This is a genomic window from Natronococcus occultus SP4, assembly GCF_000328685.1.
GTDB lineage: Archaea > Halobacteriota > Halobacteria > Halobacteriales > Natrialbaceae > Natronococcus > Natronococcus occultus.
This window is the reverse complement of the sequence record NC_019974.1, coordinates 3,004,790-3,027,974: the sequence shown is the minus strand read 5'-3', so window position 1 is coordinate 3,027,974 and position 23,185 is coordinate 3,004,790. Positions and strand designations below refer to the sequence as shown.

Sequence of the window (23,185 nt, the reverse complement as noted above, 5' to 3'; positions counted from 1 at the left end):
TATTACAAATATAATACGTAGTTCTAATCCGAGGGATGTCATTGGTTCACTCATGCCTCACAACAGGTATAATGGATACGAGGCGTACCAGTACTTGGACGAGGACGACGATTACAAAACGTTCTCGCTGCCGGACGAACTTCACAACGGCGAACCATACCAGGTGCCGCTGGACGAGGACGAAGAAGTACGCGCACAACAGCTCGGTGAGGAGTGTACTATCGTCTCGTTCCACGAACATCCGTTCTACTTCCCGCTAGAGACGGACGAAATTGCTGAGTACTTCAACGAAGGTCGGGTCCACACCAGCTATGAGGGGCTGGCCGAATCGAACCTCGACGCCGTTTTCGATCACCTCATAAACGATTACGGAACGGTTCGATCGCCGAACGGCTGGCAGTGGGACGATACGATCTACGACCTGGGGCATCGACTCTGTGATCTCGCTCATCAGGACTGCGTCATCCGCTGTGAATCTGTCGACGACATCCGGTACGCACACGAAGAGGACTTAGTATCGCTGGTTCCAGCTGTCGAAGGCGCTGGAATGATCGAGAACGAGCTAGACCGTATCGATATCCTCTACGGGCTCGGAATCCGGATGATGGGGTTGGCGTTCGACTACTCCAACTATGTCGCGTCAGGGATTCTCGAGAACGACTCGGAGAAGGATGGCGGACTCACTGCCTTCGGGGAAGAAGCGATCAAGCGCATGAACAAGGTCGGTATGGCTATCGACCTTTGTCACTCCACCGATCAGACTGCACTCGACGTCTGTGCGGTTAGCGACAAGCCGGTTTTCTTCAACCACGCCGGTGCACGAGAATTGTGGTCCACCAACCGGATGAAGTCCGACGAGTGTATGAAAGCAGTTGCAGACACTGGTGGGGTAATCGGAATCACGGCGGCTCCTCCGAACATAACCTCGAGCAAGCGTGACGACCATACGATCGACGCGATTATGGATCACTTCGAATACATTGTCGATCTGGTCGGAATCGAGCACGTCGCGTTCGGTCCGGATCTGCTGTACGGTGACGACGACAGCGTGTATCCGGCCTACTTCCCCGACAAGGAGGGTGATAGGAAGGTAGAGACCATCTACAACTCGCCGAAAGAGGGACACGGCTTCAGTACGGTAAGCGATATGGGCGCTCCGAAAGGCATGGAGAACCCCACTGAGGCGTGGGAAAACATCGTTCGGTGGCTAGTCAAGAACGGGTACAGTGACGAGGAAATCGAGATGGTGCTGGGAGAGAATATCCTGACCGCATTAGAAAAAGTCTGGTAAGGTTAGCGCTCTACCTCCCCTGGTAGCGAATCCGCAATCAGATTCCGAATTCCCCTTTTCAGCCGACCTCCCATCGCTGGTGACGTGATTCCGACTTCATCGGCGATCTCCTCGAGCGAGGACTCCCTGGGTTGACTGAAGTACCCCTGGTTGTACGCTACAACGAGCGCCTCTTTTTGCTCTTCGGTTAGAGTATGTGTCTCGTTGGCCTCGAATCCGTCCTCGCGCTGTATATTCAAAAAATTGATTTCAATATCGTTCTTGCGGGCATACTTCCATATCGAGTGGAGCTCACTTCGACCCGGCAGTTGTACCCGAACGATCCATCCGTTGTCCTTCGTTTTCGCTTGAAGAATCAACCCATCGACGTCGGTTACTACGGGACTGATGAGATGGACATCGGACGAGTGTCTGATATAGTAGAGGCTGGCGTCCTCGTACTCATCGATCTGCTTGTACCGTTTTATCGTGTAGTCCGACTGTAGTATGCTCTCCAATTCGTCTCCATCTGCCGTACGAAACACGTACGGAAAAGCGTCCGATTGGGGATCGGTCGTCACCTCCGGCAATATCTCGACGTCTAATCCCTCGACCTTCTCGATTGTCGGTGCCAGTGCGAGCGTCTGATGTTTCATATGAATCTCACTTGTAACTGTCATGGGTGCAGTGTAGCTATTGTGTCTTGGTACCGACCATCGCTTTCGCCATGGTATCTCTCACCATATGACTTAAGCACTTCTATAGTATACAGATACCTCTGTCTCCGATACTGCGTTTCTCGTACCACAGTCAGTTTCGGTATCGTACTCCAACTGTTTGTCCACCGATCGCACAGTTTGCGGTCCACTCTGTTCCCCGTTCGCTCTTCTCCAGTCCTCGCTCACACGGTTTGTTCGGACCGCGCCGCTGTCGTACGATCAGGTATAGACTGACTTCCTGGTTACTGTGGTTTATGTGGCACAGTTGGATTCGATTAGCGACAACAGGCTAATCGTATATCGGGAACTCTTCGCAAAGCTGCTCGACCGTTTCGGCGACTTCCGTTTGAACGTTCCGGCTTCCTTCGCTGTCAAGCACGTCTACAATAAGTCCAGCAATAGTCTGCATTTCTGGCTCTTTGAATCCACGGGTCGTAAGAGCGGGGGTTCCAATGCGAATTCCGCTCGTCACCATCGGGGATCTCGTCTCCCCCGGCACAGTGTTTTTGTTGACTACAATGCCCACTTCAGAAAGTAGTGACTCAGCTTCCTTTCCAGTGATTTCCGGATGGGATTCGCGAAGATCGACGAGCAGAAGATGTTTGTCGGTTCCATCGCTGACTAACGAGAGCCCGCGCTCGGTAAACACCTCAGCTAACGCTTTTGCGTTCGCTACCGTTTGGTTGGCGTACGCTTCAAAGTCGTCCGTTAGTGCTTCTGCAAATCCAGCAGCCTTGCCGGCAATATTGTGCATAAGCGGTCCACCTTGTGAGCCCGGAAACACTGCGGAATCGACATCGTCCGCGTGTTCCTGTTGGCACATAATGATTCCACCGCGACCTGCTCGGATCGTCTTGTGTGTACTACCAGTGACAAAGTCTGCATCTCCGACCGGTGAGGGATGCACGTCCGCTGCGATAAGACCCGTTATATGAGCGATATCCGCAAGATGGTACGCGTTTACCGTGTTGGCGATCTCCGCAAGTCGGTCGTATTGGAACGTTCGAGGATAGGCAGAGGATCCGCTAACGATGAGATCGGGATCGAATTCGCGCGCCTGGTTTTCGAGCTCGGTGTAGTCGATGTACCCCGTCTCCGGATCGACTTCATACTGTTCGACGTTATAAAGCTGGCCGGAGAAGTTGACGGTGTGACCATGAGAGAGGTGGCCACCGTGAGAGAGCGACAACGAGAGGATTCTGTCACCCGGTTCGAGAACGGAAAAGTATACTCCCATATTCGCCTGCGTACCACTGTGTGGCTGTACGTTGATGTGGTCCGCACCGAATAGTTTCTTTGCTCGCTCGATAGCGAGACGCTCGACAGTATCCACGTGCTCACATCCACCGTAGTATCGGTTTCCGGGATACCCTTCAGCGTATTTGTTCGTTAAGAGACTCCCCTGTGCTTCGAGGACAGCGTTAGAAACGTGATTTTCTGACGCGATCATTCCGAGGGTTGACTCCTGGCGGTTACGCTCGGAGTCGATCGCTTGGGAGGTATCCGGATCTATCTGCTCTAGGGACTGCTCGAACACCATGCTACAACCATAGATAAATGAGAACATATAATTTGTGGTCCCATACCATTCCCCTGCTACTGCTTCGGTATCCAGTTGCGGAGTCAGTATTTGATGAATGAGAAAAATATAATGTATGCTATCGCATACCCATAGCTGTGAAACGCGTTATCAGTACTGACAAGGCACCTGCAGCCATCGGAGCATACAGTCAGGCAGTAAAGACTGAGGAACTGATTTTCACATCGGGGCAGCTTCCAATAACGGCCGATGGTGAACTGCTCGACGACGCATCCGTAACAGAACAAACCGATCAATGTCTCAAAAACGTTCAAGCGATCTTGGAGGAGGAAGGAAAAGCAATGGAGAACGTCGTCAAAACGACTGTGTTCCTTTCTGACATCGATGACTTCGACGAGTTCAACGAGACGTATAGTGAATTCTTTGCTGACGAACCCCCTGCAAGAAGTGCGATCGAGGTCGGACGCGTTCCCAAGGGGGCTGCGATCGAAATCGAAGCGATAGCTGTGGCCAGTGAGCAAGCCTAGTAATTCAACTGACGAGGGTCCTGAATCAAGAGTTCCAACTTCGGGAGTTAGTTCTTAGATCCCTTCGTCGGAGGTTCTGTCGACCTCTTCGACCGTGTAGCCACTGGATTTGATTGCTCGGATGATCGCGTCCGCGTGTTCCGCACCGCTCGTTTCGATTTGAAACTCGAGATACGCTTCTCCGACGTTCAGACCGGGTACGACTCGATCGTGCTGTACGTCATGGATGTTAGCCCCATGGTCTGCAACGATGCCGGATATCTCTTCCATCTTCCCGGGTGCGTCGTTGATCTTGACCTGTAGCCGAAGAATTTGTCTTCTATCGGTGAGCGCATGCGATAGAACGGTCCGAATCATGGTCATATCGAGATTCCCTCCACTGAGAACCGGAACAACAGTCTCTCCATCCACGTCTAACTCATCACTCAAAATCGCTGCAACGGGCGCAGCACCGGCACCCTCGACCACCTGTTTAGCACGCTCTAACAGGAGTAGAACAGCGCGCGCAATCTGCGTGTCAGAAACGGTCACGATTTCGTCGACATGGGTTTCGACAGTTTCCAGTGTCAGTTCCGAGATACCGCCAGTCGCGATCCCGTCTGCGATCGTGCTCACTTCGTCAAGGGTAACCGGCATCCCCTTATCTAGACTTTCATGAACCGTTGCAGCGCCTTCCGCCTGTACACCCACGACTCGTGTTTCCGGTGAGAGTCGATTCAGGGCGGTCGCAACACCACTTATGAGTCCGCCACCGCCGATAGGAACGACGACGGTGTCGAGGTTTGGACAGTCCTCGTAGATCTCGATCCCGAGCGTACCCTGTCCCGCAACGATATGTGGATCGTCGTAAGCGTGCACGAATTCTGTACTGTCACCTTCCGCCTGTGTCTGTGCGTAAGACATCGCGTCCTGAAAATCCTGACCGACAAGTTCGACGGTGCTCCCGTAGCTGCGAGTGGCGTCTATCTTCGCCTGTGGTGCCGTCTCCGGCATCACGATAGTCGAGTCCGCTCCACATTTCGTGGCAGCGAGTGCGACACCTTGAGCGTGGTTCCCAGCACTTGCAGCAACGAAGTTATCAGTACCAGCAGCGACAGCCTGGGAGATTTTGTTGTATGCTCCCCGGGTTTTGAACGAGCCTGTCCACTGCAGATGTTCCATTTTCAGAAACACCTCGCCACCGGACATCTCGCTAAGCGACGTGCTTCTTTCGACGGGAGTGTGTTTGACAACAGTCTCGTCGCTCAATCGGTCGTCCGCGTGCTGGATTTCCTCGTATCGTACGTGAACGTCTTTTTGTTTTTTCATCGTCTTATCTGTTTCTCCACAGAAATCGTCAGACAATAATCGAAAGATGGTGCTTGAACGGAACGCCGCTCAGACTAGCGGCTCTTCTCGCACGGTCGCCGTATACCGTTCACCTTCGTACAGCACTTCAACCTCGGTACCGGGTTCGGCGTACTCCGGTGGCAGGTACGTGTACGCTACGCAGGCACCGACGGTGTATCCGTACTCCGCACTGTGAAGGTACCCAATGGTTTCATCGCCGTCGAGAACGGGGCGATGCGAGAGGACTGTAGCAGTTTCGTCATTAAGGGTCAGACACGCAATCTCGTGTTCGATGTTATCCCCGTTGGCAGCAGCGGCGACCGCCTCCTTGCCGATGAAGTCGGTCTCCAAGTCGACGGCCCAACCGAGGCCCGCTTCGTAGGGGTTGTGCTCAGTGTGTAGGTCCTGTCCCCAGAGCCGGAATCCTTTCTCGATCCGGAGTGCGTCAAGTGCCCCGTTGCCGTACGGGCGAATATCGTACTCTTCACCTGCCTCCATGATGTGTTCCCAGAGCCGTTCTCCGTACTCGGATGGCGTGTAAAACTCCCATCCGAGTTCGCCGGCGAAGGAAACACGGAGTGCTGTCACGGGCACGTTCTTGACGAAGAACTGCTTGCTGGTAAAGAAGGGGAACGCGTCGTCCGACAGATCAACGTCGGTAACCTTCGAGAGCACCTTTCGGGCGTTCGGTCCGGTACACACCATCGCAGCAAGACTCGAGGTGATGTCGTTGACGGTCACGTCCTCGGGAGCCTGATCGCGGATCCACGCGACGTGGTTATTCCCGACCTCACGACCCGTCGTCAAAATGAGGTAGCGCTCCGCATCTGTCCGTGTAACGGTGAAGTCCGCACGAACGCCACCGCCCTCGTTACACATTAGTGTGTACCGAACATCGCCGACGTCGAGTTCCATATCGTTCGTACAGAGATACTGGAGGAACTCGCCCGCGTCACTGCCGACAACCTCGATCTTATTGAACGAGGTCATGTCGTGGAGACCGACGTTATTACGGACGTTCAGCGTCTCAGCGCCTTCGATGGGCGACCAGTACTTCCCCTCCCATCCGTCACGGTCAGGAATGTCGTCACTGTACTCCGCTACCAGGTCAGCGTTGGATTCGAACCACTGCGGTTCCTCCCACCCGGCTTCGGCCCACAGTTCGGCGTCGAGTTCCTTGTGACTGTGGTACATCGGTGTACGCCGAATATCTCGCTGCTTGTCCGTCCAGATCCACTTCGGGTGAACGATACTGTAAACGATGCGGTACTGTTCACCGCCGATATCACGGGCGAAATCCCAGCTTCCCTCGTGGTCGTCGAACCGATTGACGTTGGCGTGAGCGAGATCGATACGTTCGCCGTCCAGTTGCGGAACTCCGTTTTCCATCCACTCGGCGAGCGCTTTTCCAGCGCCACCAGCGTGAGTAACCCAAATACCTGCAGCGGTCCAGAGCCCATCGTACTGCTGAACGGGGCCCATTATCGGGAGCCCGTTTGGTGACTCGGCAAACATTCCGTTGTACTTGTATTCGAGCTCGGCCCCGTCTGTTGCAGGTAGCAGTTCGTCGCTGGCCTGTCGAGGCGCCTTGTCCGGGCGATCCGGGTGAGTCGCGTTGTCCATGTGGTACTCGGTGAACTCATGAACTGACGCCTGCTCTCCACCGGAGTCGTTGCCACCGAGCTCTTGCGGATCGGGAACGATCGGTTCGTGGTTGTAGGAGCCGATCCCGTACGCGTCGCCGTGGGTTCGGAAGTACAACGCATTGTCCTGGTCCCGAAGAATCGGACGGTCCGGTCCGGAAAGCAGACGCTTTGCCTTTTCTCCGGAGACGTTTCGGTAGTTTTCGAACAGCGGATGATCGGTGATGTCAGCCGTGGCGTCGGAGAGTTCGTCTAACGATTCCGTTATCGTGTACTGGTGTTCAACAGGAGCTACCGGAAGGTGTACGTCGAGTTTTTCGCCCAACTGTCGCGTCCAGATGTTCGTCGCGATCACGACTTCGTCACACTCGATGACCCCGTTCTCGGTGACTACCTCTCGGACCGCATCGTTCTCGACTTTGACATCCTCCGTTCGTGTGTGTGGAACGAACGTCGCACCGTTGTTCATTGCCTCGCGGGCGAGTGCGTCACAGGCAACGACTCCGGAAACCTGACCGTCGGTCGGTGAATAGTAGCCACCTTTGATGCGGTTGCTATCAACCAGGGGAAGCTTTTCCTCGACCTCCTCGGGAGACAGAAGTTGTGGATCGGGGAGATCCCAAGATTTAGCCCATTCAACGCGGCGCTGAAGGTACTCCATTCGTTCGTCAGTTCGCGCGACTTCGATACCACCAACCTCGTTATAGGCTTGCTCGCCGTCCTGACCTTCCAGATCCGAGTACAGCTTCCGGCTGTACTGTGCGAACTTCGTCAGAATTTTCGGTTCGTCGGTCTGGAACATGATACCCGGCGCGTGCGTCGAAGAGCCACCGGTAGTGGGCATCGGTCCCTGATCGACTACAACTACATCGTCCCTTCCCAGCTCCGTTAACTGGTATGCAACGTTGCAACCGACAATTCCGGCGCCTACGATAACCGTATCCGCTTCTGCAGGTAGATTGCTACCTCTACTCATGGTGCCGTGTACAGGTTGCTTGTCCACCTAAATATATCTATCGGAGAAGTGAGTGTGCACCAACGTTTCGTCCATGAGAGTGTGGAAATTAGTGGATCAAAGTCAGTGTATCCACGTTTGGAATACTCGAATGATCTCCGTATACATTACAATTGTATAGATGTAATCTACTCCGTCAACACACCACCGTATATCCCCGGATGTTTGGATAATAACGATCTGCGGATACGGGGTGATTCGAAACGTCGTCCTCCAGACGAGTTAAAGACTCTACACGATGGCTCATTTGATGTAGTTTGTAGACTCGTTTTTTAGAGTCTGCAAATTCACTTCGATGACGTTCACTGTGTTCACAACCTCCTGGGGGATGTGTTCTCTGAACTCCTTCTCTGGCATTCGGCTTGTAGTTTTAGTAAGGCTAACGGCTCCAAGCACGGTATCATCGCCGCTATCCAGAATCGGAGCACCTACCGCCCGAGTACCGCGGATGTCCTCTTCATCGTTGAGAGCATACCCCTGTTCACGAATCGCTTCCAGCTCTTCGAAGAGCTTCTCCGCTGTTGTAATAGTATTTTTCGTCTGTTTTGGCAACCCTCTCTCCTCAATTATCCCTTCGACACGTGCTTCTGGAAGATATGCTAGTATCGATTTCCCGTAAGCGGATGTGTGCAGGTAGTCCGGAGACCCAAACTTTTGCTCGAAGTACTCCTCTCCGACCGCATTATCACCTTTCTGTTCATACAAGTATATCAACTCGCCGTGCTCCTCAGTTACTAAATGGACATACTCCCCAGTTTCCCGTGAAAGCTCTTTTATGGGGTCTTGTGCTGCATTATAGAGAAGTGATTTTGTCTTTATGCTTTCTCCTAAGCTCGATAGATGGAAACTAAGATAATATTTGTTGTCATGTTTCACCACGTACTTTCGATCGACTAGTGTGGCCAAGTGAGTATACACCGTTCCTTTAGGAATGTCGAGATAGTTTGCGAGTTCGGTAACACCTGCCCCACAGAGTTCTTCTAAAGCCTCGATAATATCCCAACTAACTTGTACTGTCTTCATCGTCCGCGGTGAGTCAGCCTTAGTCATGCCATTCGTTTCCATCTATACGATCATAATTGTTTGCCTATTCCAAACAGCCTTGGTAGTCAACGGCAATGTGTGAACAGTCGGACCGGTTCCTGTTGAAAGTACTAGAAACTCATTTGCTGTTTTATTGTGTATCAGCCTATAACTATCTAGTAATAGAGTGCTCTATTATCCTGTCTCCAAAATTGTATTCTATCGCTGTTCCTCATTCCATACCGGTTGTATCGGAAACCGAGGCTGTGCCGTTAGCAGTCGTAGGTTAGTTCTTTGCGGATACCGACAAAAGATACGGCGCTTCGACGCCATATTTTTCACACAGTTCGGTGAAGGAAGTGTTTACAATCACTTCGTTTCTGGCCGGTTCGGGTCATGTATGGAATAAGCGCTCGGTTCAGGATCTGCTACAGCGTATAGCCACCACTGCTCGTTAGCGTGTCGGATCACGGTTTCGCCAACCGCAGCGTGATCCGGGTTCCGACTAGGCTGTAGATCGCTCTATGACCATAGTTGCGAGCGGCTGACCGAGCTTGTTAATAGTTATAAGAACAGTATTCGGAAATGAGGATTCAGAAGAATGGAGCTGGGATGGGAGAGTATAAACAGTTTCAATGTTTCCCTCCTAACGGATCCGAGTCAAACTGATCAATCCTGAGCTGAGACGTGCGTTTTCGAGCAGAGAGCCTTTGAAAGCGCTATGACCTACTCCTTCACTTATCTGAATACCACTCTTCGACGAGTAAAAGGAAAGTAGATCGTCCGTTTCGCGATGTAGATTTGTCCGCTGGCTACAGTACCGTATTAGTAAGTAAGCTATTGACCGAGAACTATTGTGATCTGGGTGCAATCCTCATATCGGTGACCGTTCTTTCGAATAACGAGCCCGCTGACTACGTGTTCGTCCTCGAGTACGTACAGCCCGAACGCCCCTACTGGCGGCTCACGTGCCTCGTTTCGCCGCGCGATCCCTTGGCGAGACTGTGTTCACCTCGACCTCTCACGTTCGCTTGGAGCACACGAAACCCACGCTCACTCCTCGGCGTCAAGAGTACTGCAACCGCCACGGTGGTTGAGGCGACCGACGTGTCGTCGAACAGTGAACGAGAGAACCGCCGACTGACCGGGAACGCCCGGTCAGCCCGCCGGGTGTGTCATCGGCGTGTGCCGCCGCAGCTGGGACAGCTGCCACCGAGACGGAGCCCGGACCACCGCCGACCGTGCTGGTGGTCCGCTCGCCCGCTCGCTTCCACGAGTGCTCCGTCGCTGGGACTGGCGCGTCGAGCCGCGTCGGAGAGTGTCTCTCACAGATCCCGACGCACGGTATCATAGGGCATGCAGTGCAGTAACGATTGCTCCAATCTTTTTTGGTCAGCTCGGACCGCGTGGACCAGGGCCGTGGCGCCCCGTCACTCCCTCGCGACGAACTCTCTGATTCGTGCGAGGACGCCGGTCTCGTCTCGCTCCCGTTCCGCGTCGGTGATCGCGCGTTGTTTCTTCATAGTTGCGTGTTCACCACTCACACGGGAAACGCTTGTCCTCCGGTCCGACCGCGTTCGCTGGCTACTCCGTCGAGGCGCCGCGGTGGCAGTAACCCGCTATTGGCCGGCGCCGAACCGAGACGAAATCAGCAGGTTCGTGATCTGAACCGTTCACAGAACGGGGCCCATCTGTTTTGGAGCGAGTCTTTTTCTCTTGCCCTCCCGAAGGACTCTCATGGAGACCCACGAGGCGTTCGCCATCCTGGCCGACACCGATCGCCAGCACGTCTTGACGGAACTGCTCGAGAACGATGGCCGTGCGACGGTGGGCGCCCTGGCCGATCAGCTCGCCGCCCGGCAGCAAAACCGGGCCGCCGAGCTCGAACGGGAGCACGCCAAGCTGCGGCTGGTCCACGACCACCTTCCGCGGCTGGCCGCCCACGACGTGATCGAGTACGACCGCGAAAACGGAGTGGTCGTCCTCGAGGACGTTGCCGACCTGGAGCCGTACCTGACCGACCCGACGCGCAGGCGGACGATCCCGCTCGATCCGTAGTCGGCGACTGGCGCGTGGTTCGTAGCACGGTCGCGAGAGGGCGAGCCGGCGACGCTCGGTACGTCGCCGCCGATCCGAACGCGATCTCAGCGCCGCTTGAGTCGGCTCTCCTCGTCGGTGATCGTCGCCACGTTGTCCGCCCGGAGGGCGTACGTTTCCTCGTCGGCGTCGCCCCGGCCGAGTTACGATGTGATTGTGTCCGTGAGATTAGGATCGACGTACGCGGTTCCGTGTTCGACGTCGCTGACGATCCCGACCTCGTCCGCGGCGATGACGGATTTTCCCTCGTCGTTCTCCGTGATGTTTGCGCACATACCGTACGGGTCGTGACGAGCCGGAAACTGCAGGATGGTCACGACGGTGGCGGCCGACTCGCTCGCGGTCGGGAAGCGTGAGTCGACCGTGTGGAATCGACGGCCATCCGTCCTCGAGACGGTCCGATGGGTGCCGAGCGGGGTTCTGGTTACGGGCAGCCGTCCCCGGCGATCGGTGCGTACTGCCACCACAAACGATATCCCGTTCGTTCACGACTCGTGATACCATGGTGAAATCGACGGTCCGGTTCCCCGAAGAGGTCCTCGGGATCGTCCAGCAACACATCGACGACGGCGCGTTCGCGAACAAATCGGAGTTCCAGCGGTTCGCCGTGGAGTACCTGCTGACCGAACTCGAGGACGATTACGAGCCCCACCTCGAGGAGTTCGACGAGATCCGGCGCGAGGCGCTGGACGCGACGGCGACCGAGGCGGCCGAGTACATTGCCGACGCCGACTCCTCGGAGTTCCTGCGGACCGCGGGTCGGGTCCGGCAGGCTGCGGTTCGCGGCGACCTCGAGACGGCCCGGGAGCTGATCGATACGCGGTATCCGCCCTCGAGTCCGAACGCAATGTTGCTGGATCTGATCGTCGAAGGGGCGACGCCACACCGTCCCGAAACACGCGACCCGTCGTCGCGCTGACTGTCCGTCCGCGCCGATCCCAGGTGCAGCGCTGGGAGTACGGGCCCGTCGTCGGAAACGGGGACAGGACGGGTATCAGGAGACGTCTTCTAGAACGATTTCCATTGACGGGAAGCACGAATCCGAGCACAGGAGTGGCTGAAGACCCGTTCTACTGACCCGGGGAGAGGAACGCCGAGGAGGGACGGCCACAAACAGTATCGAAGTGTAGACACTCACAACCGTTGATGAAATAGACAAGTCTTAGTATGAGCGTTGAGACCGTCCAAGCAGGCGACCTGGTCTCGACGGGCGGAAGCGGCCGTTTGGAAAAGTGTCATAGATCACCTTTGCCGACTGTGCCCGTTTCGCCGTCGCTTCTGGGTTGCCTGTTGTTCGTCGACAGTTTCGGAGTGTTTCCAGGTCGAACAGCTACGGCAATACGAGACGAGCAGGGACCGTCGAAGTTCACGTCCGGCGACGGAACTCCGTCGAGAGCGACGTTCGTCCGCTCTCGAGGACGTCGGAATCCAGTTTGCTCGTGGTATATCGTTTTATTAACTGAAAATGTTTGAGGAAAGGCTGATTTTCATTACCGTCTGAGTGTCAGCGTCCGGAACTGACACGAGCGTTTATCTAACGTATCGTTTATTTGTCTCAGTAGGTGTTGATCGATTGTTAGATCACGTAGCCCCATTTACGGAAATCATCTTTCCCACGGTGTACGTGCTGTTTTTCCTCGGGACGCTGCTCTGTCTCGGGCTGGCACACCGACGCATCGCACGGCAGGTCTGGCTCGCGGGGTTCTTTTCGACCCTGCTGGCGGTCACGCTGGTCGGGATGCCGCTGATGCCGGTCGTCGACATGCACAAGTTCTCCGAACCGAACGACGAGGAGCGGACCTACTACGAGGTTCGTATCGTCGACACGGCGGGCAACGAACTCGAGTTCGACGATCGCGCGACTCCGCCGACGGTCGGTTCGCGAACGTCGACGATCGCCGGCGACATGGTCGCCGAATACGACGACGCGGAGCGGATGGCGATGGGCGAGTTCTTCGTCTCGAACGCCATCGAGTATCGGGCAGAGATCGAGTCGGGCGGGCCACCCGTCTCCGAGCGGCTCCAGCCGCCTCGGTACGTCGACGACGAACGGTGGACCGCCGACGAACTCGGCGAGTACGAGGCGTTCGAGGCAGTCCGCGTCTACGAGCGAACGATAACGTTCACCGACGACACGACGGCGGTCGAATCGAACACTGAACGACTCCGGCTGACGGTCGACGTGGCCGATCACACCATCACCGAACACGACAACACATGAGCGCGTTCGTTAACTACTTCGCCGACGACAGCCGTTCGTCACCGTTCAACCTCGCCGTCGTTCGGGTCCTGCTTGGCGCCTGGGTCCTCTGGCGGGTCGTCTCGCTCGACTGGGGGTTCTACGGGGAGTGGCCTGACCATCACGTCAACGACCCGATCGCGTACCTCCACCAGGACGTGTTCTTCGCCCTGTTGCCCTACCAGCAGTGGGTCGTCGCCGCGTTGCTGGTCTCGTTCATCGTCGGCTACAAGATCCGCTGGACCGGCGGGCTCGCCAGTCTCCTGTTGATGCACATGCTGGCGGTCAAATCGACGATCTACCTGGCCGGAACCGTCGAATCGCTGTTCGTCTGTGCGTATTTCATCCTGCTGTTCGCGTTCTTTCACGAGGACGACGTGCTGTCGGTCGACGCGCTGCTGCGAACCCGAGACCGGTCGCTCGACCAGCTGAACGCGTTCCTCACGGAGGGACCGAATCGGGTCTACCGGCTGCGCGCGCTCAAGTGGGGACTGGTCGTCGTCGGGTTGTTGTATCTCGGCGCCGCGTGGGGGAAGATCATGAACGGCCCGCTCGAGATCTGGCTGTCGGGTGCCGAACTCCGGCAGGACGTCCTCGAGGCACAGGAAGTGATCGGCGTCGACCGACCGCTGGCGGCGCCGATCTTCGAGTTCGAGTTACTGGGCTGGATCGGCTTCGTCGGCACCGCGCTGGTGCAGCTGTCGCTGCTCGTCGCAGTCCTGCTGGGGCTGCCGATCACGCTGTCCGTGCTCGGACTGCTGGGCTTTCACGCGTCCGTGATCGCCATGCTCGGCCTCTATTTCATCGATATGTTTCTCGTCCTCTCGCTGTTCGTCGCCTGGGACGTCGGCTACCGAGCGATCGCGGCCGACTCGAACGACGCCGAACTGGTGTACGACGACCGCTGTGGCTTCTGTGTCCGGAGCCTCTATCTCTTCAAGCACCTCGACATCAACGACTCGGTTCGGTTCTACTCCCGGTCTGACGTTCCGACGGCGGTGGCCGATCGGGACGACGTCGATCTCGACGCGGGGCTGTCTCTCGTCCGGGACGGCGAGGTCTACGGCGGCTACGAGGCGCTCCGGCAGCTCCTCAGGCAGTTCCGGATCTTCGCACCGCTCACGCTGGTGATGGGGCTCTCGCCGGTCAGGGCCGTCGGGCATCGTGCCTACGAGTATCTCGCCCGCAACCGAAGCCATCGCTCCGTCTCCGGTCCCGAGACGAACCGATCCTGAGTGACCGCCGCTGCCTCGTCCGTTCGAGCGACGGAGAACGGGTTTGCCCGATCGATGTCGAGAACGAGGTGGCGTTCGAAGCAACACTCCTCGAGTTGTCCGAACTCGAGTGTGAGACAGTCGGCCGAGAGACGGGTGTCGACACCTGAGGGGACTCTGATCGTCCGCGGATCGCCGATAGCGTCGTCCGGATTCGTCACGGGGACTGCGGCGGATCCGGAGCTACTCGAACCACTCGGCGTACTCGTCACAGCGCTCGCAGGTGGCGTGGACCACCCACTCCTGGCCACGGTCGTGGTCGGTCGGCGAGACGCGAGCGAGGTTCAGTTCCGTCGCGCCACAGTCGGGACACTGGGCAGGGATCGCCTCGTTCATCCGGTTTTCTTTCCTCGTTGACCGTATTAACAGCGGGGCATGCTTTCGAACGGTGAAAACGACCGGGCGGGGAGTCGGCGACGAGCGCTGGCGGGCGGTCCGATAGTGCAGCTTCGGCTCTGTGGTGTGTCCTCGAGGACGAACCCCGTCTCGCGTAGCAGTTCTCGAACGCGGAGTCGCTCCCTCCCGGTTGCTCGAGTCAAGCGCCACAGTTGCTCGAAACGGGGCGGTGAGACGATCGCCCGACGGAGCTTCGTCGGACGTCTTTCATCACACTTATAGCCGTAGGTGTGGTAACACCCCACAGAGTACTAATGACCACTCCCCCGCCGCTAGGGCCGGTTCGAGTCGATCTCTTCGTTCGTGCGGACTCCGCGGCCGACACCGTCGAGCGGCTCAGCGACCTCGTGGCGCGAGCACGCCGGCTGGAGGACCGGGACACGGTCGCCGAGGTGGAGGTCAAAACGTGGACGACGGTGCGGCCCGCACTGGAAGCGCTCAGCGATTCCGCCTCGTCAGTGTCGACGACGGTTGCGACCTTCCAGGCGTGGGCCGACCGCACGGGGTACTCGCTGGCGCCGGCGTTCGCCCGGCGTGAGACGCGCTCGCTGCTCCACCCCGGCTCGAGCACGGAGCTGCGGGTGCCGGTGGCGTCGCTGGCCGTCTACGAGGACGGAGAGCTGCGCTGGGTGGCGCCCTGCGCGGACGACGACCGGAGCTACGACGTCGAAGACTGTCTCGCGGCGCTCGAGGACGGCGTTCTCACACCGGCGCCGGACCGCGAGCTGTCTCTTCAGTATCACGAGCGCGACGCGCTCGCAGAGCCGAGCGAGCCGCCCCAGTAGTGTGCAACGCGTCGAGCGAGGGGCGAGCCGGAATCGACAGCTCGTGGCGCGACGACTCGTCCCGCGGGGCGCTCCGCTGTGGCGAGTTGCGTGTCGCGGACGGGAGCGCACTTTGACACCGGCTGTCGCTGGATCGGTGGCCCCGAGAGCCGGAAAGATGATTCAGTAGCCGACGGTCGGACGTGGTTATGAATCTCAGTCGCCAGTACCGGACAGGTTTCCGGCCGTCGGCTACTGTGTCAGTAGTTAACACTACAGTAGAAAAAGTGTTGTGTCAACCGCTTCGTCGTTCCAGCGTGGCTGCCCACGGGAGCTGGGTCGAGTGTTTAGTACCAGTTTCCCGTACCAGCGGGTATGGTTGATCCGACCCAGGCCGGCGTGACACCCACCTGTCCCGCCTGCGAAGCAGCACTGACCGTCCGGGCCGAGGCGCTTCACTGTCCGGCCTGTGAGGAGACGGTGCCGGTCGTCGACGGGATCGCGCGCTTTCCGGTCTCCGTCGAGCAGTCGGCCGTCCCGCCGGTGTTCGACGCGCTGGCGTCGATCTACGAGACGCCGCTGTGGTTTCCCGTCGTGTACCGCGTGATCGGCGGTCCACACGCACCCATCGATGACCGGGCGCGGATCGTCGACGCGCTGGACGTGACCGGGGGCGACGTCCTCGACGTAGCCTGTGGCACCGGGCGATTGACGCGCGTGCTCGCCGCCGACGCGGCCGCCGTCTGGGGCATCGACGTCTCGATGGGGATGGTACGACGCGCCCGGCGGGACGGGCGTCACAACGTGGTCCTTGCGCAAATGGACGCCGAGGACCTCCGCTTCGAGGACGGCGCGTTCGAGGGCGTCGCCTGTGGCTGGGCGCTGCACCTGTTCGCGGATATTCCGACGACCGTCGCGGAGATCCACCGCGTGCTGGCCCCCGACGGGCGGTTTGCCGGCACGACGCTCAGCGCGGATTCGCTGCTGGCCCTGCCGGCCGCGCAGTACGGGCTGGCGGAGACGATCGGCGCCCACGTGTTCGACCACGAGGAGCTTCGCGAGCTCCTGCTGGAGACGGGGTTTCGGACGGTCCAGTTCGAACGCTACGGCGCGGCGCTGTTCTTTCGCGCAACGAAGTGAGAACGGAGCGGTGGGTCGGCATGCAGCGTCGGATCGCCTGGAGTCGCTCGGGACCAGCGGTGCATCCGACAGCGCGACTACAGGCGCCGACACCCGCCCCAGCAGTCGGGCGGCATCGACCGTCGGCTACTCGTTGTGTCGGTCGCCGCCACACCACGCACAGATCATCTCGGCATACACCTTCGTTGCGGCCACGAACTGCTCGAGTGGCAGATACTCGTCGGGACCGTGAGCGCCCATCAGGAGGTCGCCGGGGCCGAAGCTGATCGTGTCGACACCACACTCGCGTTGAATGTAGGAGTTGTCGGCGACGGCCTTGAATCCCGAGTAGACGGGTTGGCGCTCGGTTACTGATTCGACGACCGCCCCCAGCGTCTGGCAGGCCGGATGCTCGATCGGGACCTCGAAGGCGGGCCAGTCGAAGACGGTTTTCCATCGCATCTCCGGTGGGTGTTCGGCCAGCCAGTCGTGAGTGACCGCCAGCGAGTCTACGACGTCCTGCATCTCGCCCCAGAGCTCCTCGTCGTCGACGAACGGTGGGTAGAAGACGTGGCCCTCGATCGTCGCCTGCCCCGGGATGGACGCGATGTAGTCGCCGGCCTCGAGGACGGTACAGTTGATTCCGATCGGCCCGACACCCTGGCTGTCGGGCGCCGGCGTCCCGCCACCGCCGTAGATTTCGTCACGGTAGCGCATGTTCCACTGGTGTTCGAGTTCGGCAAACTCCTGCAGGAGCTCGGCCATGATCAGCCCGGCGTCGACGCCGACCTCGTCTCCGATCGGAATGTCGTGGCGCTGTGGATACTGAGTGAGGTTGCGCTGTGAAGTGTGAACGTCTTTCCCCCGGATCGTGATCTCGAAATCGAACGTCGCGGCGCTTTTCGTATGAATTTCGTTGTTCGTCGGCTCCGTGTTGAGACAGATCGGGATCTCGATTCCGTCCTCGAGAAACGCCTCGGTGGCGGCGATCGAGCCGTACTCCTGCTGGGCCAACTCCTCGCCGACGACGATACTCATCAGCAGGTCGCCGCCGAGTTCGACGTCGGCTTCCATGACGGCGTTCGCTGCCCAGATCATCGCCGTGTTTGGCCCCTTCATATCGTTCGCTCCCCGACCGTAGAGTCGCCCGTCCTCGATCACGGGATCCCAGGGATCGGTCGTCCACGCCTCCTCGGCCGCCTCGGAGACGTCAACGACATCGGAGTGGCCGTTGAACAGGAGCGTCTCTCCTTCGCCGTCACCGATGAGCCGAGCGTTGATGTTGGGCCGGTCCCCGTCCTCCGAAACGTCCACGACGTCGACGGAATCCCACGCCATCTCGTCTCTGAAGAACGGCTCGATGAACTCCCGCTGTACCGCTGCTTCCTCCTCCGTCGGCGACCGGTACCGAATGTACTCCTCGAGGAACTCGATCATCTCCGTTTCGTGATCGTCAATCCACTGGCCAACTTCTGTGTTCGTTGTTGCCATGGCTCACTCTAGTTCAGGATCCGTTTTGATAACGCTGTGGGAGGAACGCAGTTGCGCACCGTCTCTGGAGGCGTTTCCGGGGTGTCTTTCCGGGCGACCGCTATGGCGTTCACGGAGGACGGCGTCCCACTCGAGTGCTGTTCCGGGCGTTCGCCCTCGGCCGTAACGGGTCCGTCTCACCGACGTCGATGGGTTCGACGTCCTCGCCGGTGCCAGTGGCCGGTTTCGACGGACAGCCCTCCGTCCTCGCCGACGTTCCAGCGGAGGGTGTCTTCCGAACCGGTATCGAGGACGTCGGGGTGAGCGGTCTGCTATCGCTCCCGATGGCGTCCTCGGGTGGGTCGTCAGCGGTCATCTTCGATCATATACACGTCGGTCACGACCGTCGCGCGAGTTCGAAATCCGGACCGGCACCCGAAACCGAACCGAGCGGCGCAGTCACTTCGTGGACACACTCACCGCTGTCGCTTCCAGTAGCTACTAGAGCGGGGCAGAGAATCCCGTCAGAGACACGGTGTGACTGTGATACAGACCGAGAGCCGCTCTGCGGAGGACGTCACTGTGGAGATCTTGCACGAAGTCGGCCTCCAACAGCGGAGGGTTTATCGGTCAGTATCCTCAGTAACTGCGGTAGTGACCAGTTCACAGCTGACGGACACACTTCGGGAGACCCTTGCTCTCTTCGGCGCGGGAGGGGCACCCATGACGACAACCGAGGTAGCCGACCAACTCGACCTCGGCCGCCGGAGTACCTACGAGCGCCTCGAACGGCTCGTCGATCACGACCGGCTCGAAACCAAGAAGGTCGGGGGTAACGGACGGGTGTGGTGGCAGCCATCCACGAACGGCGACGCGTCCACGACGGGGCGGGGAAGGGAGACTGGAGATAGCGACCTCGGCGAGGTCTTCGACCGAATCTCGGACAGCTTCTGCGCCCTCGACGACGAACTCCGCTTTCGCTATCTGAACGATCACGCAACGGACCTGCTGGGACTGGATGAAACCGCGATCGGTGCGGATATTCGCGATCAGAATCTCACGGAGACGTTCGAGAACGCACTGTATGAGGCTCTCGAAACACAAACCTCCGTGATCTTCGAAGACTCCTATCCACCGTCGGACAGGTGGTTCCAGAACGTCATCTATCCCTCAGAATCGGGGCTGTCCATCCTGTCTCGAGACATCACCGGACGGAAGCGACGCGAGCGAGAGTTGGCCCGGTACGAAACGATCGTCGAAACGAGCCCGGTCGGCATCACGATCGTCGACAGCGACGGCGAGATGCAGTTCGCCAACGACCGCGCCGAGGACATCTTCGGTCGGAGCGAAGAACGGATCAACGAGCTCAGTTTCGACAGTCCCGAGTGGGACGAGGTTAACGTCGACGGCGAACCGCTTTCTCGGGAGGAGTTGCCCTTTCCGCGTATCGTAGCGTCCGGAGACCCGCTGTTCGATCAGGTCAGCGGCGTGTTACGCCCCGACGGGGAGCGCGTCTGGATCTCCGTCAACGGAGCGCCGACCCACGACGACCGCGGGAAGATCGACAGCGTCGTGTTCTCCATCGAGAACATCACCGACCGGTTCGAGCGAGAACGGGAGCTCGAACGATACGAGACGGCCGTCGAAACGGCCCACGATGGTATCTACGTCCTCGACGAGGAGCGACGGTTCGAACTCGTCAACGATTCGTTCGCCGATCTCACCCCGTTTTCCCGAGCGGAGCTGCGGGGCCAACATGCCACGACGGTGTTCGGCGAGAAGTTCGCGTCGATCGAGTCCGAACAGTGGAGCGGGCGGTCCGAGGACGTCCCCCCGACGTTCGAGGAGACGATCAACGCCGGCCCGGGCGAAACCCGGGCAGTCGAGAACCGATTCGTCATTCTGGACGAAAACGGTAGTGGGCAGCGGATCGGCGTGCTCCGGGACGTCACCGAGCGAAAGACGTACCAGCGCAGGCTCGAAAAGAGCGAGCAGCGCTACCGGACGCTGGTCGAGAGCTTCCCGAACGGGGCGATCACGATGTTCACCGACGAGCTTCGGTATACGTTCGCCGACGGGCGAGTCCTCGAGGAGATCGACCTGCCCGTCGACGAACTCGAGGGGACGACGATCCACGACCTCTACCCCGACGAGCTCGTTGCCGACCTCGAACCGGCGTTCCGAGCCGTCTTCGAGGGGGAGTCGACCGAGACGGACGTCTCGTTTCTCGATCGCACCTGGAACGTACACATCGTTCCCGTCAGAGACGACGACGGCGACGTGTTCGCGGGGATGCTCGTCGCAGTCGACATCACCGAGCGAAACGAGTACAAACGGAAACTCGAGGAGTCGAACGAACGGCTGGAGCAGTTCGCGTACGCCGCCAGCCACGACCTCCAGGAGCCCCTGCGGATGGTCACGAGCTACCTCCAGTTGCTCGAGCGGCGCTACGGCGACGAGCTCGACGAGGACGCCGGCGAGTTCATCGCGTACGCGGTCGACGGCGCCGAGCGGATGCGCGAGATGATCGACGGGCTGCTCGCGTACGCCCGCGTCGAAACGCAAGGCGATCCGTTCGAACCCGTCGAGTTAGACGCAGTGTTCGACGAGGTGTGTACCGACCTCCAGATCCGGATCGAGAGCTCCGACGCACGGATCGAGTCGGCCTCCCTCCCGCGGGTTCGCGGTGACAGGGAACAGCTCCGGCAGGTGTTCCAGAACCTGGTGACGAACGCGATCGAGTACAGCGGCGACGAACCACCACGGATTGCCGTCTCGGCGGAGCGGGACGGGTCGATGTGGCGCGTTTCGGTTCACGACGAGGGGATCGGCATCGATCCCGACGAGGCCGACTCCGTCTTCGGGGTGTTCCAGCGCCTCCATAGCCGCGACGAGTCCGAGGGAACGGGGATCGGATTAGCGCTCTGTCGGCAAATCATCGAGCGCCACGACGGCGAGATCTGGGTCGACTCCGAACCCGGCGAGGGATCGACGTTCTCGGTTACGCTCCCTCCAGGGCCCGATCACAGGTAACGTAGTTGGCAAAGCGACAGTTGCACTGTCGGCTGCAGGCTGGCACGTCGCTTTTCGGGAGCGGTGGCGTGTGAAAATCAGAGTCCCGTGAGATACCCGATTCCGTAGTATGTACCCGCCGTGAACAGGATCGTCCACAGCGCGATGGACGCAGTCATCCACACTGCGACGGAGCGTTTCCGCGATCCGACGGCGAGAGCGATAGCCGCAGCCAGATGGACGCCGGTCGCGACCGGCGAGACGAGCGCAAGCCCGGGCAGTCCGTAGCGATTCCACAACGCCAGTGCCCTTCGCTTCGAGGGAGTCCCGCTCGAGTCAGTCCGGCCTTCCCACCACGTTTGCAGCCGTTCGTAGAGCACGATAATCCCGTAGATCGGCAACACGTTCCCGAAAAAGGCGAATACCGCTACTGCGAGCGGATCCAGCCCGAGTCCGATTCCAACCGGAACCACGACGAGGATTTCGAGTATCGGCACCGCTGCCAGGAGGAAGATCAGGACGTACTGGACGCTCCCGTCGGCGTGACGAACGAGCTCGCGTACGGTCTCGGAGTCGAGCGCAGCGAACGGGTCAGCGCTTGTAACAGCAAGCGCGACGAGGACGCCGATTCCGATCGCGAGCCCCCACGGTAACGGGTGTGTCGTGCCGAACCGACGCCAGAGTTCGGTGAGCTGTTCTCGGATCATATCGACCGATACGCTCGCGGCGCATATGACAACCATCAAATATACTACAACTTTGTGTATGTTTATATACGAATATAGCTTGGTGTGTTTGGTATCTGGCCGGGAGGAATCTGCTCTGCCGGGTTAGAGTCTCCGCTGTTGTGTTCCTACGAGACAGCGGGTGAAACGGTGCCGTCATTTATTTGGCTCGCTCCCGTTCGTTCAGTATGGTGTCGTTTCGGGATCTCGGGCTGTCGAGCTACGAGGAACGGGTCTATCGAGCGCTGCTCACCGAGAGAACAGCGACTGCCGAAGAGCTGTCCGCGGAAAGCGACGTCCCGATGGGACGGATCTACGACGTGCTCAACGGGCTCGAATCGCGCGATCTCGTCCACTGCAATCCGGAAAGCCATCCGCGAGTCTACTCGCCGATCGACGCCGAGATGGCGATCGATCGGCTGCTCCGTGACCGGAAACGGGACCTCGAGGCCGAACGAACTCGCTACGAGAACGTCGCAGCGGAGCTTCGGTCACAGCTCGGCAGTCAGCCACCGACGGACGGACGGTTCTGGGAGACCAGGTCACACGACTCCGAAATCGAGTTCGTCACCGCGCAAATCGAGCGCTTTTCGGACGCCACCGACGAGGTGTTGATCGTCGGCGATTCGGTCATCGTCCACCAGTTTCTCGCCGTTCTCGAACCCCTCGAACGCTGGCTGGAGTCGGTAGCGAACGGCTCGATTCGCGTTCGCATTCTTTTATCCGAGCAGGTGTCCAACGGGGGAGACCAGCTACTGCAATCGTTGCGCGCCACCGGCCAGTCGGTCGAAACGCGGCTCCATCCGTCCGTCACGGCAAACTTCGATCTGATCGACGGGCGCGACCTGTACCTGTACGTGACCGATCCGTTCGCCCGCTCACGACCCCTCGGGACGATCCACGTCACCGAGGACGTCCTCGTCGACGAGTTGACGGACGAGTTTACGGCGTACTGGCAGGAAGCCGAGCCGCTCCCGGAGCGTCCGTGACCGAGCTGTCGTTGCACTCGATCAATTGACATTT

Annotated in this window: 19 protein-coding genes; 10 read left to right on the top strand and 9 right to left on the bottom strand. The window is 58.9% G+C overall.

The genetic code is table 11. The features are described from left to right. The first annotated feature begins 52 nt into the window (after positions 1 to 52). Complete coding sequence (locus NATOC_RS14885) at positions 53 to 1,291, top strand: dipeptidase (RefSeq protein WP_015322295.1); 1,239 nt, start codon at positions 53 to 55, stop codon at positions 1,289 to 1,291. Between the two features lie 2 nt (positions 1,292 to 1,293). Here NATOC_RS14885 and NATOC_RS14880 read toward each other — a convergent pair whose 3' ends face one another. Both NATOC_RS14880 and NATOC_RS14875 read right to left on the bottom strand, forming a co-directional pair. Continuing rightward, positions 1,294 to 1,926 (bottom strand): helix-turn-helix domain-containing protein, encoded by a 633-nt coding sequence (locus tag NATOC_RS14880; protein ID WP_157224641.1) that lies wholly within the window; start codon positions 1,924 to 1,926, stop codon positions 1,294 to 1,296. A 352-nt stretch (positions 1,927 to 2,278) separates the two neighbouring features. Next, entirely contained in the window at positions 2,279 to 3,529 is a 1,251-nt protein-coding gene (locus tag NATOC_RS14875; protein ID WP_015322293.1) for a serine hydroxymethyltransferase, read from the bottom strand. Positions 3,530 to 3,666: 137 nt separating this feature from the next. Between NATOC_RS14875 and NATOC_RS14870 the strand changes: the two genes are divergently transcribed. Next, positions 3,667 to 4,056 (top strand): Rid family detoxifying hydrolase, encoded by a 390-nt coding sequence (locus tag NATOC_RS14870; protein WP_015322292.1) that lies wholly within the window; start codon positions 3,667 to 3,669, stop codon positions 4,054 to 4,056. Between the two features lie 54 nt (positions 4,057 to 4,110). On the opposite strand, the gene ilvA is transcribed toward NATOC_RS14870, so the two are convergent. The 3 genes from ilvA to NATOC_RS14855 all read right to left on the bottom strand — a co-directional run bounded on the left by ilvA (position 4,111) and on the right by NATOC_RS14855 (position 9,093). Beyond that, entirely contained in the window at positions 4,111 to 5,364 is a 1,254-nt protein-coding gene (ilvA, locus tag NATOC_RS14865; protein WP_015322291.1) for a threonine ammonia-lyase, read from the bottom strand. A 69-nt stretch (positions 5,365 to 5,433) separates the two neighbouring features. Then, positions 5,434 to 8,004, bottom strand: coding sequence for a GcvT family protein (locus NATOC_RS14860; protein ID WP_015322290.1), 2,571 nt, complete (start codon positions 8,002 to 8,004; stop codon positions 5,434 to 5,436). 282 nt (positions 8,005 to 8,286) lie between these two features. Further along, on the bottom strand, positions 8,287 to 9,093 hold the full coding sequence (locus tag NATOC_RS14855) for an IclR family transcriptional regulator (protein ID WP_015322289.1): 807 nt from the start codon (positions 9,091 to 9,093) through the stop codon (positions 8,287 to 8,289). Positions 9,094 to 10,803: 1,710 nt separating this feature from the next. On the opposite strand from NATOC_RS14855, the gene NATOC_RS14850 reads away from it, so the two are divergent. After that, positions 10,804 to 11,124 carry a DUF7344 domain-containing protein gene (locus tag NATOC_RS14850; protein ID WP_049888801.1) on the top strand — a complete coding sequence of 107 codons (321 nt, stop codon included), beginning with the start codon at positions 10,804 to 10,806 and terminating at the stop codon, positions 11,122 to 11,124. 182 nt (positions 11,125 to 11,306) lie between these two features. Here the strand turns inward: NATOC_RS14850 and NATOC_RS23210 are convergent, their stop codons facing one another. Beyond that, complete coding sequence (locus NATOC_RS23210; protein WP_015322286.1) at positions 11,307 to 11,438, bottom strand: hypothetical protein; 132 nt, start codon at positions 11,436 to 11,438, stop codon at positions 11,307 to 11,309. Between the two features lie 227 nt (positions 11,439 to 11,665). On the opposite strand from NATOC_RS23210, the gene NATOC_RS14840 reads away from it, so the two are divergent. The 3 genes from NATOC_RS14840 to NATOC_RS14830 all read left to right on the top strand — a co-directional run bounded on the left by NATOC_RS14840 (position 11,666) and on the right by NATOC_RS14830 (position 14,637). Beyond that, a complete protein-coding gene (locus tag NATOC_RS14840; protein WP_015322285.1) occupies positions 11,666 to 12,082 on the top strand; it encodes a ribbon-helix-helix domain-containing protein in 417 nt (138 codons plus the stop codon). 654 nt (positions 12,083 to 12,736) lie between these two features. Next, positions 12,737 to 13,384: a hypothetical protein gene (locus NATOC_RS14835; RefSeq protein ID WP_245549650.1), complete on the top strand. Its 648-nt coding sequence runs from the start codon at positions 12,737 to 12,739 to the stop codon at positions 13,382 to 13,384. Continuing rightward, positions 13,381 to 14,637 (top strand): thiol-disulfide oxidoreductase DCC family protein, encoded by a 1,257-nt coding sequence (locus NATOC_RS14830; protein WP_015322283.1) that lies wholly within the window; start codon positions 13,381 to 13,383, stop codon positions 14,635 to 14,637. Before NATOC_RS14835 ends, NATOC_RS14830 begins: the two co-directional genes overlap by 4 nt. Positions 14,638 to 14,859: 222 nt before the next feature. Here the strand turns inward: NATOC_RS14830 and NATOC_RS22440 are convergent, their stop codons facing one another. Further along, positions 14,860 to 15,012: a hypothetical protein gene (locus NATOC_RS22440; protein WP_015322282.1), complete on the bottom strand. Its 153-nt coding sequence runs from the start codon at positions 15,010 to 15,012 to the stop codon at positions 14,860 to 14,862. Between the two features lie 314 nt (positions 15,013 to 15,326). On the opposite strand from NATOC_RS22440, the gene NATOC_RS14820 reads away from it, so the two are divergent. Together NATOC_RS14820 and NATOC_RS14815 are read left to right on the top strand one after the other, a co-directional pair. After that, entirely contained in the window at positions 15,327 to 15,857 is a 531-nt protein-coding gene (locus NATOC_RS14820) for an HTH domain-containing protein (RefSeq protein ID WP_015322281.1), read from the top strand. Between the two features lie 354 nt (positions 15,858 to 16,211). Further along, entirely contained in the window at positions 16,212 to 16,976 is a 765-nt protein-coding gene (locus NATOC_RS14815) for a class I SAM-dependent methyltransferase (RefSeq protein WP_015322280.1), read from the top strand. A 126-nt stretch (positions 16,977 to 17,102) separates the two neighbouring features. Here NATOC_RS14815 and NATOC_RS14810 read toward each other — a convergent pair whose 3' ends face one another. Further along, positions 17,103 to 18,446 (bottom strand): M20 family metallopeptidase, encoded by a 1,344-nt coding sequence (locus tag NATOC_RS14810; protein WP_015322279.1) that lies wholly within the window; start codon positions 18,444 to 18,446, stop codon positions 17,103 to 17,105. Positions 18,447 to 19,148: 702 nt separating this feature from the next. Between NATOC_RS14810 and NATOC_RS14805 the strand changes: the two genes are divergently transcribed. Beyond that, positions 19,149 to 21,458 carry a PAS domain-containing protein gene (locus NATOC_RS14805; protein ID WP_015322278.1) on the top strand — a complete coding sequence of 770 codons (2,310 nt, stop codon included), beginning with the start codon at positions 19,149 to 19,151 and terminating at the stop codon, positions 21,456 to 21,458. A gap of 77 nt (positions 21,459 to 21,535) precedes the next feature. Here NATOC_RS14805 and NATOC_RS14800 read toward each other — a convergent pair whose 3' ends face one another. Next, a complete protein-coding gene (locus NATOC_RS14800; protein WP_015322277.1) occupies positions 21,536 to 22,144 on the bottom strand; it encodes a small multi-drug export protein in 609 nt (202 codons plus the stop codon). Positions 22,145 to 22,350: 206 nt separating this feature from the next. Between NATOC_RS14800 and NATOC_RS14795 the strand changes: the two genes are divergently transcribed. Beyond that, entirely contained in the window at positions 22,351 to 23,151 is an 801-nt protein-coding gene (locus tag NATOC_RS14795) for a TrmB family transcriptional regulator (protein WP_015322276.1), read from the top strand. The last annotated feature ends 34 nt before the right edge of the window (positions 23,152 to 23,185 follow it).